At 67.8% G+C, this 14,172-nt stretch carries 15 protein-coding genes; 11 read left to right on the top strand and 4 right to left on the bottom strand.

Annotation, left to right across the window (positions count from 1 at the left end):
* Window positions 1–78: 78 nt before the first annotated feature.
* Window positions 79–1,128 carry a bifunctional DNA-binding transcriptional regulator/O6-methylguanine-DNA methyltransferase Ada gene (gene ada / locus PSEWESI4_RS16155; protein WP_187672239.1) on the top strand — a complete coding sequence of 350 codons (1,050 nt, stop codon included), beginning with the start codon at window positions 79–81 and terminating at the stop codon, window positions 1,126–1,128.
* Between the two features lie 151 nt (window positions 1,129–1,279).
* On the opposite strand, the gene PSEWESI4_RS16150 is transcribed toward ada, so the two are convergent.
* Both PSEWESI4_RS16150 and PSEWESI4_RS16145 read right to left on the bottom strand, forming a co-directional pair.
* The gene (locus PSEWESI4_RS16150) at window positions 1,280–2,332 is read right to left on the bottom strand and encodes an NAD(P)H-dependent flavin oxidoreductase (RefSeq protein ID WP_187672238.1); all 1,053 of its coding nucleotides are present in this window, start codon (window positions 2,330–2,332) and stop codon (window positions 1,280–1,282) included.
* Between the two features lie 486 nt (window positions 2,333–2,818).
* Window positions 2,819–4,225: a sodium:proton antiporter gene (locus PSEWESI4_RS16145; RefSeq protein WP_187672237.1), complete on the bottom strand. Its 1,407-nt coding sequence runs from the start codon at window positions 4,223–4,225 to the stop codon at window positions 2,819–2,821.
* A gap of 342 nt (window positions 4,226–4,567) precedes the next feature.
* On the opposite strand from PSEWESI4_RS16145, the gene PSEWESI4_RS16140 reads away from it, so the two are divergent.
* The 3 genes from PSEWESI4_RS16140 (at window position 4,568) to PSEWESI4_RS16130 (ending at window position 6,934) form a co-directional block, all read left to right on the top strand.
* Complete coding sequence (locus PSEWESI4_RS16140) at window positions 4,568–5,368, top strand: outer membrane protein OmpK (protein WP_187672236.1); 801 nt, start codon at window positions 4,568–4,570, stop codon at window positions 5,366–5,368.
* A 263-nt stretch (window positions 5,369–5,631) separates the two neighbouring features.
* Window positions 5,632–6,384, top strand: coding sequence for a phytanoyl-CoA dioxygenase family protein (locus tag PSEWESI4_RS16135; protein ID WP_187672235.1), 753 nt, complete (start codon window positions 5,632–5,634; stop codon window positions 6,382–6,384).
* Between the two features lie 73 nt (window positions 6,385–6,457).
* Window positions 6,458–6,934 (top strand): LEA type 2 family protein, encoded by a 477-nt coding sequence (locus tag PSEWESI4_RS16130; RefSeq protein ID WP_187672234.1) that lies wholly within the window; start codon window positions 6,458–6,460, stop codon window positions 6,932–6,934.
* A gap of 78 nt (window positions 6,935–7,012) precedes the next feature.
* Here the strand turns inward: PSEWESI4_RS16130 and PSEWESI4_RS16125 are convergent, their stop codons facing one another.
* Window positions 7,013–8,062 carry a GlxA family transcriptional regulator gene (locus PSEWESI4_RS16125; protein WP_187672233.1) on the bottom strand — a complete coding sequence of 350 codons (1,050 nt, stop codon included), beginning with the start codon at window positions 8,060–8,062 and terminating at the stop codon, window positions 7,013–7,015.
* Between the two features lie 111 nt (window positions 8,063–8,173).
* Here PSEWESI4_RS16125 and PSEWESI4_RS16120 point away from each other — a divergent pair, with 111 nt between their 5' ends.
* From PSEWESI4_RS16120 to trxA, 5 genes are all read left to right on the top strand, one after another.
* The gene (locus tag PSEWESI4_RS16120; RefSeq protein ID WP_187672232.1) at window positions 8,174–9,469 is read left to right on the top strand and encodes a tetratricopeptide repeat protein; all 1,296 of its coding nucleotides are present in this window, start codon (window positions 8,174–8,176) and stop codon (window positions 9,467–9,469) included.
* A gap of 101 nt (window positions 9,470–9,570) precedes the next feature.
* Window positions 9,571–9,915 (top strand): zinc ribbon domain-containing protein YjdM, encoded by a 345-nt coding sequence (locus PSEWESI4_RS16115; RefSeq protein WP_187672231.1) that lies wholly within the window; start codon window positions 9,571–9,573, stop codon window positions 9,913–9,915.
* Between the two features lie 146 nt (window positions 9,916–10,061).
* Window positions 10,062–10,502 carry a YbaY family lipoprotein gene (locus PSEWESI4_RS16110; RefSeq protein ID WP_187672230.1) on the top strand — a complete coding sequence of 147 codons (441 nt, stop codon included), beginning with the start codon at window positions 10,062–10,064 and terminating at the stop codon, window positions 10,500–10,502.
* A complete protein-coding gene (locus PSEWESI4_RS16105; protein ID WP_187672229.1) occupies window positions 10,499–11,155 on the top strand; it encodes a class I SAM-dependent methyltransferase in 657 nt (218 codons plus the stop codon). The genes PSEWESI4_RS16110 and PSEWESI4_RS16105 overlap by 4 nt, the downstream gene beginning before the upstream one ends.
* A gap of 72 nt (window positions 11,156–11,227) precedes the next feature.
* Window positions 11,228–12,100, top strand: coding sequence for a thioredoxin (gene trxA / locus PSEWESI4_RS16100; protein WP_187672228.1), 873 nt, complete (start codon window positions 11,228–11,230; stop codon window positions 12,098–12,100).
* Window positions 12,101–12,180: 80 nt separating this feature from the next.
* On the opposite strand, the gene PSEWESI4_RS16095 is transcribed toward trxA, so the two are convergent.
* On the bottom strand, window positions 12,181–12,519 hold the full coding sequence (locus PSEWESI4_RS16095; RefSeq protein WP_187672227.1) for a hypothetical protein: 339 nt from the start codon (window positions 12,517–12,519) through the stop codon (window positions 12,181–12,183).
* A 126-nt stretch (window positions 12,520–12,645) separates the two neighbouring features.
* On the opposite strand from PSEWESI4_RS16095, the gene PSEWESI4_RS16090 reads away from it, so the two are divergent.
* Both PSEWESI4_RS16090 and PSEWESI4_RS16085 read left to right on the top strand, forming a co-directional pair.
* On the top strand, window positions 12,646–13,212 hold the full coding sequence (locus PSEWESI4_RS16090; protein ID WP_187672226.1) for a DUF2796 domain-containing protein: 567 nt from the start codon (window positions 12,646–12,648) through the stop codon (window positions 13,210–13,212).
* 251 nt (window positions 13,213–13,463) lie between these two features.
* Window positions 13,464–14,171: an ABC transporter ATP-binding protein gene (locus PSEWESI4_RS16085; protein ID WP_187672225.1), complete on the top strand. Its 708-nt coding sequence runs from the start codon at window positions 13,464–13,466 to the stop codon at window positions 14,169–14,171.
* Window position 14,172 lies beyond the last annotated feature (1 nt).

Below are 14,172 nucleotides of genomic sequence, written 5' to 3'. Positions count from 1 at the left end.
AGCGCAAGACCCGGAGTGCGCCGGGCCAGCCGACGGCTTAACCTTGCGACAAGCTAATCAACCACTGGGGTGGACGCCATGAGCGCGAACAGACGCCAAGCCATCGAACGTGACCCACGCTGGGCCGCGGTACTGGCGCGCGACCCGGCGGCCGACGGGCAGTTCGTCTATGCGGTGAAGACCACCGGGGTGTATTGCCCGCCGAGCAGCCCGGCACGCCGGCCGCGCCCGGAGAACGTCGAATTCTTCGCCAGTCCCGCCGAGGCCGAGGCCGCCGGCTATCGACCGAGCCGCCGCTCCAGCGAAGTGGCGCGCCATGCAGAACTGGTCGCCACCGCCTGCCGCCACATCGAAAGCGCCGAGCAGCCGCCCAGCCTGCAACGACTGGCCGACGAAGCCGGGCTCAGCCCGCACCACTTCCATCGCGTGTTCAAGGCCGTCACCGGCCTGACTCCCAAGGAATACGCCCTGGCCCATCGCGGTCGCCAGGTGCGCGACCGCCTCCCCCATGCCGAGAGCATCACCGAAGCGCTGTATGACGCCGGCTTCAACTCCAACAGCCGCTTCTACGAACACGCCGATCGCCTGCTGGGAATGAAACCCAGCGCCTACCGCGCCGGCGGCGCCGACACCGAGATCCGCTTCGCCATCGGCCAGTGCTCGCTGGGCGCGATCCTGGTGGCGCAGAGCGGGCGCGGAGTATGCGCCATCCTGCTCGGCGACGATCCGGAAGCGTTGCTGCGCGACCTGCAGGACCAGTTCCCGCGCGCCGAGCTGATCGGCGGCGACCGTGACTTCGAGCAACTGGTCGCCCAGGTGGTCGGCTTCATCGAGGCGCCGGCACTCGGCCTCGACCTGCCGCTGGACGTGCGCGGCACCGCCTTCCAGCAACGGGTCTGGCAGGCGCTGCGCGAAATCCCGCCGGGCAGCACCGCCAGCTATGCCGAGATCGCCGAACGCATCGGCTCACCCAAGGCGGTACGCGCAGTCGCCCGCGCCTGCGCCACCAACCACATCGCGGTGGCGATCCCCTGCCACCGGGTGGTGCGCAGCGACGGCGCGCTGTCCGGCTACCGCTGGGGCGTGGCCCGCAAGCAGGCGCTGCTGGAGCGCGAGACGCCCCCGTAGGGTAGGCGGAAACCTGTAGGAGCGCGCCATGCGCGCGATCGCGGCCATGGGCCGCTCCTACGTTGTTTAGTGGGTCCCCGCATTCGCGGGGACGACACCTCCGTAGGCTGGGTGAAACCCATCACCCGAAAGCGATGGGTTGTCACCCATCCTACTGCTGCCACTCCTCGACCAGCACCTTCACCAGCTCCGCCGCCGGCAATGCACGGGCCAGAGACGCGCCCTGGCCAGCCCAGTGGGCGGCGAAGTCGTGGCAGCCCTTCGCGCTGGCGGCGGCGTGCAGCGCCTTGCCGGCGTCGTAGGCGATGGGGTAGTCGGGCAGCGGCGCGCCGGGTACATCCACCTCGCGGTGCATGCGATTGACCAGCCCACGCGCCGGACGTCCGGAGATCGCCGCAGTGATCCCGGTGTGCTGCGCTCGCGGGCTTTGCAGGGCTTCGCGGTAGGCGGCGTTGGCCGAGGACTCCGGACAGAGGATGAAGGCGGTGCCGAGCTGCGCCGCGCCTGCCCCCAGGACCAGGGCGGCAGCGATCCCGGCCCCGTCCATGATCCCGCCGGCGGCGATCACCGGCAGCCGCGTATGGCGGACGAACAGACGCACCAGCGCCAGGGTGCCGATCCCGGCATCGCCCTGGGCCGGATCGAACAACCCGCGATGCCCACCCGCCTCGACGCCCTGGGCGATCAGCCCGTCGATGCCGGCCTCCTCCACCTGGCGTGCTTCGTCCAGGTTGGTGGCGCTGGCCAGCAGGACGATGCCGGCCGCCTTGAGCGCACGGAGGGTTTCCGCGTCCGGCAGGCCGAAGTGGAAGCTCACCACCGCCGGCCGCTCGGCCAGCAGCAACTCGAGCATCGCCGGGTCGGCGACGAAACTCGGGTAGGGCTCGCGCAAAGCCGCTGGCGGGTTGGCGCCGAACTCGGCGAAGAACGGCCGCAGATGCTCCAGCCAGGCCGCCTCGCGCACCGCGTCGGACTGCGCCGGGCGATGGCAGAACAGGTTGAGGTTGAAAGGGCGGGACGTCAGCGAGCGGGTCTCGGCGATCAGCCCGCGCACCTGCTCCACCGAACTGGCGCCGATTCCCAGCGAACCCAGGCCGCCGGCATTCGATACCGCCGCCGCCAGTTGCGGAGTGGAGACGCCAGCCATCGGCGCCTGGATGATGGGGTGCTGGATACCGAGCAAACGACAGACCTGGTGACTCATTGCAGACTCCTCGCCGTGACGGAGCCGGCACTATCGCAGATGTGTCTATCCCGGGGCCACCTGCTCTCACTGGGTCCCCGCGTTCGCGGGGACGACGCCCCAGCGAAGCGATACCCATCGACAGCGACAGGCAGGAACCTGTAGGAGCGCGCCATGCGCGCGATCGCGGTCATGGGCCGCTCCTACGTTCATTACCCAGTGCCCCCCCGCGTTCGCGGGGACGACGCCCCAGCGAAGCGATACCCATAACAGCGACAGGCAGAAACCTGTAGGAGCGCGCCATGCGCGCGATCGCGGCCATGGGCCGCTCCTACGTTCATTACCCAGTGGATCCCCGCGTTCGCGGGGACGACGCCCCAGCGAAGCGATACCCATCGACAACGACAGGCAGAAACCTGTAGGAGCGCGCCATGCGCGCGATCGCGGCCATGGGCCGCTCCTACGTTATGTAATGGTTCCCCGCGTTCGCGGGGAACCAGCAAACACCTACAGGAAGAACGCCAGGCTCAACAGCACGAACAACGGCAACAGGATCACGCACGACCAGGCCAGGTAGCCGAAGAAGCTCGGCATGGCCACGCCGCGCTGCTCGGCGATGGCCTTGACCATGAAGTTCGGCGCATTGCCGATGTAGGTCAGCGCGCCCATGAACACCGAGCCCATGGAGATCGCCAGCAAGGTGCCGGGCAACTGCTGCATCAGTACCTGCGCATCACCAGCGGCCAGGTTGAAGAACACCAGGTAGGTCGGCGCATTGTCGAGGAAGCCGGACAGCAGGCCGGTCAGCCAGAAGTACCAGGCATCGATCGGCTGGCCATCGGCCCCGGAAACCATGGCCACCAGTCCAGCCAGTTGTCCCTCGCTGCCGGCGCGCAGGATGGCGATGGCCGGGGCGATGGTGACGAAGATGCCGGCGAACAGCTTGCCCACCTCGAGGATCGGGAACCAGTCGAACTCGTTGCCGGCGCGCACCTGCTTCGGGGTGATCGCCAGGGAGACCAGCGCCAGGCCGACCAGCAGCGCATCGCGAACCAGGTTCTGCAACTCCACCGGCGTCCCCATGACGTCGAAGCGGATGCCCGGCCTCCACACCCCGGACATCAGCACCGCGCCGACCACGCCGACGACCAGCAGCAGGTTCCATTTGCCGAACAGCTTGAGCGGCGAGTCCGGCGACGGATCGCGAGTCAGAACCTCGTCCTCCTTGGCGTAGAAGTAGCGGTCGACCAGGTAGAAGATCGCCAGCAGCGCCGCCGACAGCAGCGCCACCGGCGCGGCCATGTGCTCGACGGTCCACAGGAAGTCGACGCCCTTCAGGAAGCCGAGGAACAGCGGCGGATCGCCCAGCGGGGTCAGGCCGCCGCCGATGTTGGCGACCAGGAAGATGAAGAACACCACCACGTGCACGCGGTGCTTGCGGTTGTCGTTGGCGCGCAGTAGCGGGCGGATCAGCAGCATGGCCGCGCCGGTGGTGCCCATCAGCGAGGCGAGCAGCGTGCCGAGCGCCAGCAGGCCGGTGTTCAGCGCCGGCGAGCCGTGCAGGTTGCCCCATACCAGGATGCCGCCGGAAATGGTGTACAGCGCGAACAGCAGGATGATGAAAGGGATGTATTCGGCAAGCAGCGCATGCACCACCAGGGCGGCGCTGTCGTGCAGACCGAAGCTGACCGCGAAGGGAATCAGGAAGGCCAGGGTCCAGACCGCGACGATCTTGCCGAAATGGTGATGCCAGAAGCCCGGGGCGAAGATCGGGAACAGGGCGATCGACAGCAGGATGCCGACGAAGGGGATGGCCCAGGTCAGGCTCAGGCTGGCGCCATCCAGATCGGCCGCCTGGGCCAGGGTCGGCAGCAACAGCAGCAGGGGCAGGCAGGCCTTGAACAGGAATTTCATATCGGCTCCGTTGAACAACTTCTCCAATCAGGCGGCGAAGTTTAATGCAGGGCGCCTATTACAGCCCGATTTTCACCGTTTCAACAGGTAACCGTTCCTGCCCCAAGTTGAAGCGAAGTTGTCCGCCTGCTCAGAAATCGGCACCTGTTTGGACACGCCCCTCCCCGGCGAGGCGATCCGCCCCCGGAAAAAGCCCATGGGAATCCACCGGATCGGGTGCTTCGGCTAGAATCCGCAGCGATTCGACATGCTCTTGGCTTCGTTCTTGCTAACCAGGGAAAAGCCTGACCGACCAGACAGGTTTGAATCCAGAAGAACGATATCCATTAGGAGCCAACCACGATGAACCGCGCACTCTCCTCGCTCGCGCTCGCCGGCAGCCTGCTTGTCGGCGGCCAGGCCTCGGCCGGCGACCTGCTGCACTGGCAGGACAACAGCCTGACCTTCCTTTGGGGCAAGGACTTCCAGGTCAACCCGCCGGTCCAGCAGACCTGGACCTTCGAGCACGCCAGCGGCTGGAGCTGGGGCGACCTGTTCATCTTCGTCGACCAGATCAACTACCAGGGCGAATCGGACTTCCTGGCCGGCAAGGACACCTACTACGGCGAGATTTCCCCGCGCCTGTCGTTCGGCAAGATCAGCGGCGCCGACCTGTCCTTCGGCCCGATCAAGGACGTGCTGCTCGCCGGCACCTACGAGCGCGGCGAGAACAGCGTGCAGAACTACCTGCTCGGCCCGGGCTTCGACCTGGACATCCCCGGCTTCGACTACTTCCAGTTGAACTTCTACTACCGCAAGCCGGACGGCATCAGCGGCCAGCCCAAGGGCCAGTGGCAGGTCACCCCGGTATGGTCCTACACCATTCCGGTCGGCAACTCCGACCTGGTGATCGACGGCTTCATCGACTACGTGTGGAACAACAAGGACGGCACCAGCAGCCGCCCGACCGACATGCACGCCAACCTGCACATCAACCCGCAGATCAAGTACGACCTCGGCAAGGCCATGGGCTGGAGCGCGGTGAAGAAGTTCTACGTCGGCGTGGAATACGACTACTGGTCGGACAAATACGCCATCGAGGACAGCCAGGCTTTCCGCACCGACCAGAGCGCGCTGAGCTTCCTGGCCAAGGCGCATTTCTGATCTCGCATCGGTATTTCTCCTGAACCGCAGCCCCTCACCCTAACCCTCTCCCGGAGGGAGAGGGGACTGTTCGGCGCAACCGCCATAACTCGTGCACGGACTCCTCCCTCTCCCTCAGGAGCGGGGCGCGCAGCCAGGGTTAGGGTGAGGGCCGGAGTATCAGGCCCCTCCAAATCCCTCAGCCCATCCATCCCCCCACGAACAAACTCGCCAATCCCCCCATCCGGTGCCAATCTGCGAATATCCACCGGAATCGCACCGCCATGAACAACCCCACCGCCGCCCGCCTGCAGGCCCTGCACGAACAAGGCTTCGTGCTCATCCCGGGCGTGCTCGACGCCGGCCGGATCGCCGAGCTGCACCGGGCTATCGATGAGCTGCGGCCCGTCCACTGGGACTATCAGGGGCTGGTCGACCACTACAAGTGTGTGTTCAACCGCGACCCGCTGTGGCTGCCCTACCTCGACCTGCCGGGCGTGATCGAGCTGGCCGAAGCGGCCCTGGGCAACGACTGCCATGTGATCGGCCAGACCGCCTGGCGCTGCCATCCCGGCTTCATCGGTGCCGACCTGCACCAGGACTACCAGGTGATGGCCCTGCCCGAGACACTGCTGGACGACCCGACCTTCGAGCTGCCGATGCAGATCTGCACCGCGCACCTGTACCTCGACGATATCGACGAAGACCTCTGCCCGACCCTGGCGATCCCCGGCAGCCACCGCGCCGGCCGCCCGCCGCGCCCTGGCGAGACCCACTGGCGCGGCCACGAGCCCGAGCCGGTACTGTGCCGGGCCGGCGACGTGCTGATGTTCCGCAGCGAGCTGTGGCACGCTGGCAGTCGCAACCGCACGACCGACCGCACCCGTTACCTGCTGCAAGTGCACTACGGGCGACGCATGGTCGCGCAGAAGTTCTCGCCCTACCTGGAATTCCGCCTCGCCCCCGACGTACTGGCCGCCTGTACCCCGCGCCAGCGGCGCCTGCTGGGGGATCATGAAGAGGCCGAGTACGACTAGCTCGGCATTATCTGGTGGGCTGAAGCCCACCCCACGGGGTCTAATAACCCATCACGCCACCGGAGCCGATCATATGCCCCGCCTTCTCGCCACCGTCCTGCTCATCCTCGGCCTCAGCGCCTGCGCCAGCCTGGGCCCGCGCGATCCGTTGCGCATCGACCTGGCCGGCCTCGAACCACTGCCGGGCCAGGGCATGGAAATGCGCTTCGCGGTGAAACTCCGGGTGCAGAACCCCAACGACCAGGCCATCAGCTACAACGGCGTGGCGCTGGATCTGGAAGTGAACGGCCAACCACTGGCCAGCGGTGTCAGCGACGTCAGCGGCGAGGTGCCGCGCTACGGCGAAACCGTGATCAGCGTGCCGGTGACCATCTCGGCCTTCTCCATGTTCCGCCAGGCCTGGGGCATGACCAGCAACACGCCGCGCCAGAGCCTGCCCTACGAACTGAGCGGCAAGCTCGGCGGCGGGCTGTTCGGCACCGTGCGCTTCAGCGACACGGGCAAACTGACCCTCCCCCCCGCAGGCGGAGCCCCGCTGACCAGACCGTAGGGTGGGCCGGGCGGCGTTCCGCTTCAGCCCACCGAGCCAAGCTCGACCCGGCGGGCCGAAACGGAACGCCGCCCGCCCCTACTCCTTCGCGACACCGGCCAGGCGCCGCGCCAGGCCGCCGAAGCGGCGCCGGTACTGTGCCGGAGTCAGGCCCACCCTGCGGCGGAACAGACGGCCGAAGAAGCTCGCGTCCTGATAACCGACTTCGAGAGCGACCTGCTCGATGGGCAGGTCGCCGCTTTCCAGCATCTGCTTGGCTTCCTCCAGGCGCAGGGTATGCACGTAGTCCAGCGGCGTCTGTCCGGTAGCCTGCACGAAACGGCGCTGGAAGGTGCGCTCGGCCAGCCCGCTCATCTGCACCATGGCGGCCACCGGCGCCTCGCTGTCGTAGTGCTGCGCCGCCCATTCCTGGCAACGGGCGACCAGCGCGTCGGCCACCTGGCTGGTACGCGCCATCGCGGCATAGGCCAGTTGGCTGGAAGAATCCCAGCTCAGCAGATTGAGGCGGGCGACCTGCATCGCCTCCTCGGCGCCGACATAACGGGCGATCAGGAACAGCGCCAGGGCATGCCAGCTCGTACCGCTGCCGGCCATCACCAGGCGCTGGCCGACACCTGCGGTCACCAACGCCTTGTCCGGGTGCCAGCGGGTATCGGGATGGTCGCGCTGCAACTGCTCGCAATAGCCCCAGTGCGACGTGCCCTCCTGCCCGGCGAGCAGGCCGGTACGCGCCAGCAGCACCGCTCCCGAGCAGGCCGAAGCGAGGGTCGCACCGGCCTCGTATTGCGCGCGCAGCCATTCGGCTTCCAGGTCATAGCGATCACCCAGCGGCTGCCAGGGCGGGATCATCAGGTCGCTGATCACCACCACGTCCGCTCCTTCGGCCTCGGCGAGGCTGGCCTGGGGATGGACCTCCACGTCGTTGGCCACCCGCAGCGGGCGGCCGTCGCGGCTGACGATGCGCGGCAAGATGGGCGGCTCGACCGGATTGCGATGCAGGAGGATCTGCCAGTCGCGGCGTGCGCTGAGCAACAGGTCGTAGAGGCCGAACAGCGTCGACGCCGTGGTGTCCGGCAAAGCCAGGAGCGCGACGTTCAGGATAGAGGCCGATGCAGACGAGCTGGGCATTGGCGGAAATGTCCGGATTCTTGCCGAGATGACTTTAGTACGCCGCCCCCCGTACCACCACTATGGAGTCGCGCCGGCACCAGCCGGCCCCCTGACTCACGGAGCCCCACAATGAAAGATTCCAACGGCTACGAACTGTCCGGCTGCAACGCCCAGGCCCTCGACCTGCTCGAACTCGCCCTGCATCAATTCCGCTGCTTCGCCAACGATCCGCTGGCCAGCGCCGATGCCGCACTGGCCGCCGCCCCCGAACTGGTCATGGGCCACGTATTGCGCGCCTGGCTGCACCTGCTGAGCACCGAAGCTCCCGCCGTCGAGGTGGCACGCGAAGCCCTGGCTAGCGCCAGAGCCCTGCCGCACAACGAGCGCGAAGCTCTCCACCTGCGCGCCATCGGGCAATTGTGCACCGGCCAGTGGTATGCCGCCGGGCGCACCCTGGAAGACCTGGGCATCGCCTATCCCCACGACAGCCTGGCCCTGCAGGCCGGCCAGCAGATCGACTTCTTCACCGGCGACTCACGCATGCTGCGCGACCGCATCGCCCGCGCGATGCCCCACTGGTCGCGCGCCGTTCCCGGCTATCACGCGGTACTCGGCATGTACGCCTTCGGCCTGGAGGAATGCGGCGATTATTCTCTCGCCGAGCGCCTGGGCCGTCAGGCGGTGGAACTCGAACCCCGCGACGCCTGGGCCCAGCACGCCGTGGCCCACGTCCTGGAAATGCAGGGCCGTCGCGAGGAAGGCATCCGCTGGATGCGCGGCAATCCCGGCTGGCAACGGGACAGTTTCCTCGCCGTGCACAACTGGTGGCACCTGGCACTCCATCACCTGGAACTGGGCGACCACGCCAGCGTGCTGGACCTGTTCGACGGCCCCATCGACGGCCAGCGGAGCAACCTGCAGATGGAGATGCTGGACGCCTGCGCCCTGCTCTGGCGCCTGCAACTGCGCGGCGTTGACGTTGGCGGCCGCTGGCAGTCCCTGGCCGAACGCTGGGCGCCGTCGGCAACCGCCGGTCACTACGTGTTCAACGACCTGCACGCGACAATGGCCTTCGTCTGCGCGGGGCGACACGACCTGCTCGACGCATTGCTCGACGCCCAGGCCGAAGCCGCCCGGCGCAACGACGACAATGCGCTGTTCACCCGCGAAGTCGGCGCCGCCGCGACCCAGGCGGTGGTTGCCTACGCCACCGGGCTGTACGCCCGCTGCGTGGCGCTACTACGCACAGTACGCAGCCAGGCACATCGCTTCGGCGGCAGCCACGCGCAGCGCGACCTGCTCGACCAGACGCTGATCGCCGCCGCCCACCGGGCCGGTGAGACCGCCCTGGCACGCGCCCTGGAAACCGAGCGCAGCCTGCTGGCCGCCCAACGGCACCCGGTTGGTTGGCAGGCGGCTGCCTGACACTCTCCGCCGGCCGGGCAGCCCGGCCGGCGGACAGCCCATTCGAGGCCAAAACCCTATACAATATGCGGCCTTTTACTTACCAACATAGAGGCCAGCCCATGAGCACCCTGCCGCCCTGCCCCAAATGCAACTCCGAGTACACCTATGAGGACGGCGCCATGCTGGTCTGCCCGGAGTGCGCCCACGAGTGGTCCGCCACCGCCGCCGCGGAAGGCGCCGGCGAGGACGCCCGGGTGATCAAGGACTCGGTCGGCAACGTCCTCCAGGACGGCGACACCATCACCGTGATCAAGGACCTCAAGGTCAAGGGCTCGTCCCTGGTGGTCAAGGTCGGCACCAAGGTCAAGAACATCCGCCTGGTCGACGGCGACCACGACATCGACTGCAAGATCGACGGCATCGGCGCGATGAAGCTGAAGTCCGAATTCGTCAAGAAGGTCTGAAGACAGCCTCCCCTGGCCGCGATGGATGAGCCTCGGCGATCATCGCGGCCAACACCACGCCCTTCCCAACCCCACTCCTCACCCTGACAAGCCCCTACACTTTGCGGTATACAGGCGCCCGCTCGCCGTCAATCGCAAGGTCCATCATGCCTATCCGCCCGCTTCTCGCCTGCCTCGCCGCCCTGCTGCTGGCCGCCTGCGCCAGCGAGCCGACACCGCCGCCCAACGCACCGGCGCCGGTGAAACCCGCCATTGCCGCCGAGCCCGAACTGCCCGCCCATATGCGCGAACTGCGCGGCAGCCTGCGCACGCCGCCAGCCGGCAGCGAGGTGGAGATGGCCCTGCTGGTGGTCGACGAGCGTGGCCGGCCGCAACAACTGCTGGCCAGCGCCCAGTTGCAGGGCGACGGCCAGGCGCTGCCATTCCGCCTGGCCTTCAACCCGGACAGCTTCCCGGCGCACGCACGCGTGGAGTTGCGCGCGCGGGTCAGCCAGTCCGGAAGGCTGATCCTGCGCCTGCCGCCGCAACGCATCCTCCAGGCCCAGAGCCAGACGCTCGGCGAACTGCCGCTGGTGAATGCGCCGTGAAGGTGCCAGCCAGCCTGCAATCCGCGCTCGGCGAACTGCTCGGCGATGCCCGGCTGGTCGCGGAAACCCTGCCGGACACCGGCCTCAAGCTATGGCTGATCGACGCCGGCAACATGGACCGCGCCTTCAGTCCCGAGGAAACCCGGCGCATCCTCGAGGAGCCGCCCTACTGGTGCTTCTGCTGGGCCAGCGGCCTGGCGCTCGCCCGCTGGCTGGCCGACCGGCCGGAATGGGTGCGCGGCAAGCGCGTGCTGGACTTCGGCGCCGGCTCCGGTGTCGCCGCCATCGCCGCCGCCAAGGCCGGCGCGGCCGAAACGGTGGCCTGCGACCTCGACCCGCTGGCCCTCGACGCCTGCCGCGCCAACGCCGAACTCAACGGAGTGACCCTGGACTACTCGGCGGACTTCTTCGCCGAGGCGGACCGCTTCGACCTGATCATCGTCGCCGACGTGCTCTACGACCGCGCCAACCTGCCGCTGCTCGACCAGTTCCTCAGCCGTGGCCGCGAAGCGCTGGTCGCCGACTCGCGGGTACGTGACTTCCAGCACCCGCTGTACCGCCGCCTGGACATGCTCGACGCCTGCACCTGGCCGGACCTGGCCGAGCCGGACGAGTTCCGCCGGGTCAGCCTGTACCACGCGCGGCGCACATAGGCCGGACCACTTGTATCCTCCGCGGCGCGCCCGCATTTATAGTCACTGTACTTCGCCCACCCGAGACCGATCATGAGCGATACCCCCTATATCTTCGACGTATCCGGCGCCGCCAGCTTCGACCAACTGGTGATCCAGAACTCCTTCCACAAACCGGTGCTGGTGGACTTCTGGGCCGACTGGTGCGCGCCCTGCAAGGCGCTGATGCCCCTGCTCGCGCAGATCACCGAGGGCTACCAGGGCGAGTTGCTGCTGGCCAAGATCAACTGCGACGTCGAGCAGGACATCGTCGCCCGCTTCGGCATCCGCAGCCTGCCCACCGTGGTGCTGTTCAAGGACGGCCAGCCGGTCGACGGCTTCGCCGGCGCACAACCGGAATCGGCGATCCGCGCCATGCTCGAACCCCATGTGCAGGCCCCCCCGCCGGCTGCGGACTCGCCCCTGGAAAGCGCCCAGGCCCTGTTCGCCGAAGGTCGCTTCGGCGAGGCGGAAAACCTGCTCAAGGCCCTGCTCAGCGAGGACAACGGCAACGCCAGCGCGCTGATCCTGTATGCCCGCTGCCTGGCCGAACGCGGCGAACTGGGCGAAGCCGAAACCGTGCTGGATGCGGTGAAGGGCGATGAGCACAAGCAGGCGCTGGCCGCGGCCCGTGCGCAGTTGACCTTCCTGCGCCAGGTTGCCGACCTGCCGGAAGCGGCGCTGCTGAAGAGCCGCCTGGCACAGAACGCCGAGGACGACGAGGCGGCCTACCAGTTGGCCATCCACCAGTTGGCGCGCCAGCAGCACGAGGCGGCGCTGGACGCCCTGCTCAGGCTGTTCGTGCGCAACCGCGGCTACGAGAACGGCCTGCCGCACAAGACCCTGCTGCAGGTCTTCGAGTTGCTCGGCAACGACCACCCGCTGGTCACCACCTACCGCCGCAAGCTCTACCAGGCGCTCTACTGATCCACAACGCCCCCGTAGGGTGGGCTTCAGCCCACACTGGACACACCTTGGTTGGTGGGCTGAAGCCCACCCTGCGGCGGTTATCCGATCCAGCGATACAGCGGCGTTTCCTCGCCGCTTTCCACCTGCACCTGCGGGTGGTGGCGCAGACGCACCAGCAGGCGCTTGCCCGCTGCCGGCCCGCCGGCCAACGCTTCGAGAGCGGCCAGCAAGGCAGTGCCTTCCATTTCGCCGGCCTGGCGCAGCACCCCCAACGCGTTCAGCCACAACGCATCGTCCGGCGTGGCAGGCGCCGGAGCCGAAGGCGACACCGGCGCGGCAGCCGGCAGATGCGCCGCCAGTTGCCGCCAGTCCTCCGCTTCCAACTCCACACTGAGGTCCACCGGCCAGTCGCCGATGATTCCACGAATCCGCAACATCGCTCGCTCCTCCTGCTGACCGGCCAATGCTCCCACGCCTGCGCGCGGCGGCCAAATCGGCATTGCCAACTCGCACGTTATAAAGTAACAATCACTATCCCGTTTTCGTCTCGGAGCCCACCCGTCATGCGCCACCTGCTGCTCGCCCTGCCCTTCGCCCTGCTGCCCCTCGCCGTCGCCCAGGCCGCACACGATCACGACCATGATCACCACGATGCCCATGGTAGCCTCGACAAGCACGAGCACGGCGTCGCCGCGCTGAACGTGGCGCTGGACGGCCAGACCCTGGAGCTCGGCCTGGAAAGCCCGGCGATGAACATCGTCGGCTTCGAGCACGCCGCCAACAGCGATGCCGCCCGGGCCAAGGTCGCCGCCGCCCGGGCGCAACTGGAGCAGCCGCTGGCCCTGTTCGCCCTGCCGCCCGAGGCAGGCTGCACGGTCGCCGGGCAGGAACTGGAAAGCCCACTGTTCGGCAACGACGGGCACGATCATGATCACGACGAACACGAGCACAGCGACATCGACGCCGAGTACAGGCTGACCTGCGCCCAGCCCGAACAGCTCAAGACCCTCGACCTCTCGGCCTTCTTCAAGCAGTTCCCCGGCACCCTGAAACTCAACGTGCAACTGATCGGTCCGAACGGCCAGAAAGGCGCCGAACTGACCCCGGCCAACCCACGCCTGGGTTTCTGAGGCAGGGTGCGCCACGGTCGATCACGGCCACGGATCGCTCCCAGGCTACTATTGGGCACCCGCGCTCATTGGGTTCCTGCGTTATTGGGTTCCCGCGTGCGCGGGAATGACGCCCGGCCATCTCCGCGAGTACGGGGATGGCGAACTACGGAACCGTCCCCCACCTCGTCACTCCCACGCACGCGGGAGTCCAGAAGAAGAGGTAGGGAAAAACGATCGCCCCACATGGACTCCCCGGATTGCAGCCAGCCATGTCCCAACCCCTGCTCGAACTTTCCGACCTCGGCTTCGCCTGGCCCGGCCAGAGCGAGCTGCTGGACATCCCCCGCTTCCAGTTGAACCGTGGCGAAACCCTGTTCCTCAAGGGGCCGTCCGGCAGCGGCAAGACCACCCTGCTCGGCCTCCTCGGCGGCGTGCAGAAGGCCGGGCGCGGTAGCATCCGCCTGCTCGGCGAGGAACTGGGCGAGATGTCCGCCGGCCGCCGCGACCACTTCCGCGTCGACCACACCGGCTACATCTTCCAGCAGTTCAACCTGTTGCCGTTCCTTTCGGTACGCGAGAACGTCGAGCTGCCCTGCCGCTTCTCGCGCCTGCGTGCCGAACGGGCGAAGCAGCGCCACGGCAGCGTCGACACGGCCGCCGTCGCCCTGCTCGAACACCTCGGCCTCGACGCCGGGCTGCTGGCGCGCCGCGCCGACGAGCTGTCCATCGGCCAGCAGCAGCGCGTCGCCGCCGCGCGCGCGCTGATCGGCCAGCCGGAGTTGGTGATCGCCGACGAGCCGACCTCGGCCCTCGACGCCGACGCCCGCGAGGCCTTCCTGCGCCTGCTGTTCGCCGAATGCCGCGAGGCCGGCGCGAGCCTGCTGTTCGTCAGCCACGACCAGAGCCTGGCACCACTGTTCGACCGCAGCCTGTCGCTCGCCGAACTCAATCGCGCCGCCCGCCCGTTGGAGATCTGAG

Origin of the sequence: Zestomonas carbonaria (assembly GCF_904061905.1) — a bacterium.
Classification (GTDB): domain Bacteria; phylum Pseudomonadota; class Gammaproteobacteria; order Pseudomonadales; family Pseudomonadaceae; genus Aquipseudomonas; species Aquipseudomonas carbonaria.
Note: the sequence above shows the minus strand (reverse complement) of the source record. Positions and strands in the feature narration are given on the sequence as shown.

What these genes read in the sequence shown, in the direction of transcription:
- ada (WP_187672239.1), top strand. Translation starts at nt 79, where the DNA reads ATGAGCGCGAACAGACGCCAAGCCATCGAACGTGACCCACGCTGGGCC.
- PSEWESI4_RS16150 (WP_187672238.1), bottom strand. Translation starts at nt 2,332, where the DNA reads ATGAGTCACCAGGTCTGTCGTTTGCTCGGTATCCAGCACCCCATCATC.
- PSEWESI4_RS16145 (WP_187672237.1), bottom strand. Translation starts at nt 4,225, where the DNA reads ATGAAATTCCTGTTCAAGGCCTGCCTGCCCCTGCTGCTGTTGCTGCCG.
- PSEWESI4_RS16140 (WP_187672236.1), top strand. Translation starts at nt 4,568, where the DNA reads ATGAACCGCGCACTCTCCTCGCTCGCGCTCGCCGGCAGCCTGCTTGTC.
- PSEWESI4_RS16135 (WP_187672235.1), top strand. Translation starts at nt 5,632, where the DNA reads ATGAACAACCCCACCGCCGCCCGCCTGCAGGCCCTGCACGAACAAGGC.
- PSEWESI4_RS16130 (WP_187672234.1), top strand. Translation starts at nt 6,458, where the DNA reads ATGCCCCGCCTTCTCGCCACCGTCCTGCTCATCCTCGGCCTCAGCGCC.
- PSEWESI4_RS16125 (WP_187672233.1), bottom strand. Translation starts at nt 8,062, where the DNA reads ATGCCCAGCTCGTCTGCATCGGCCTCTATCCTGAACGTCGCGCTCCTG.
- PSEWESI4_RS16120 (WP_187672232.1), top strand. Translation starts at nt 8,174, where the DNA reads ATGAAAGATTCCAACGGCTACGAACTGTCCGGCTGCAACGCCCAGGCC.
- PSEWESI4_RS16115 (WP_187672231.1), top strand. Translation starts at nt 9,571, where the DNA reads ATGAGCACCCTGCCGCCCTGCCCCAAATGCAACTCCGAGTACACCTAT.
- PSEWESI4_RS16110 (WP_187672230.1), top strand. Translation starts at nt 10,062, where the DNA reads ATGCCTATCCGCCCGCTTCTCGCCTGCCTCGCCGCCCTGCTGCTGGCC.
- trxA (WP_187672228.1), top strand. Translation starts at nt 11,228, where the DNA reads ATGAGCGATACCCCCTATATCTTCGACGTATCCGGCGCCGCCAGCTTC.
- PSEWESI4_RS16095 (WP_187672227.1), bottom strand. Translation starts at nt 12,519, where the DNA reads ATGTTGCGGATTCGTGGAATCATCGGCGACTGGCCGGTGGACCTCAGT.
- PSEWESI4_RS16090 (WP_187672226.1), top strand. Translation starts at nt 12,646, where the DNA reads ATGCGCCACCTGCTGCTCGCCCTGCCCTTCGCCCTGCTGCCCCTCGCC.
- PSEWESI4_RS16085 (WP_187672225.1), top strand. Translation starts at nt 13,464, where the DNA reads ATGTCCCAACCCCTGCTCGAACTTTCCGACCTCGGCTTCGCCTGGCCC.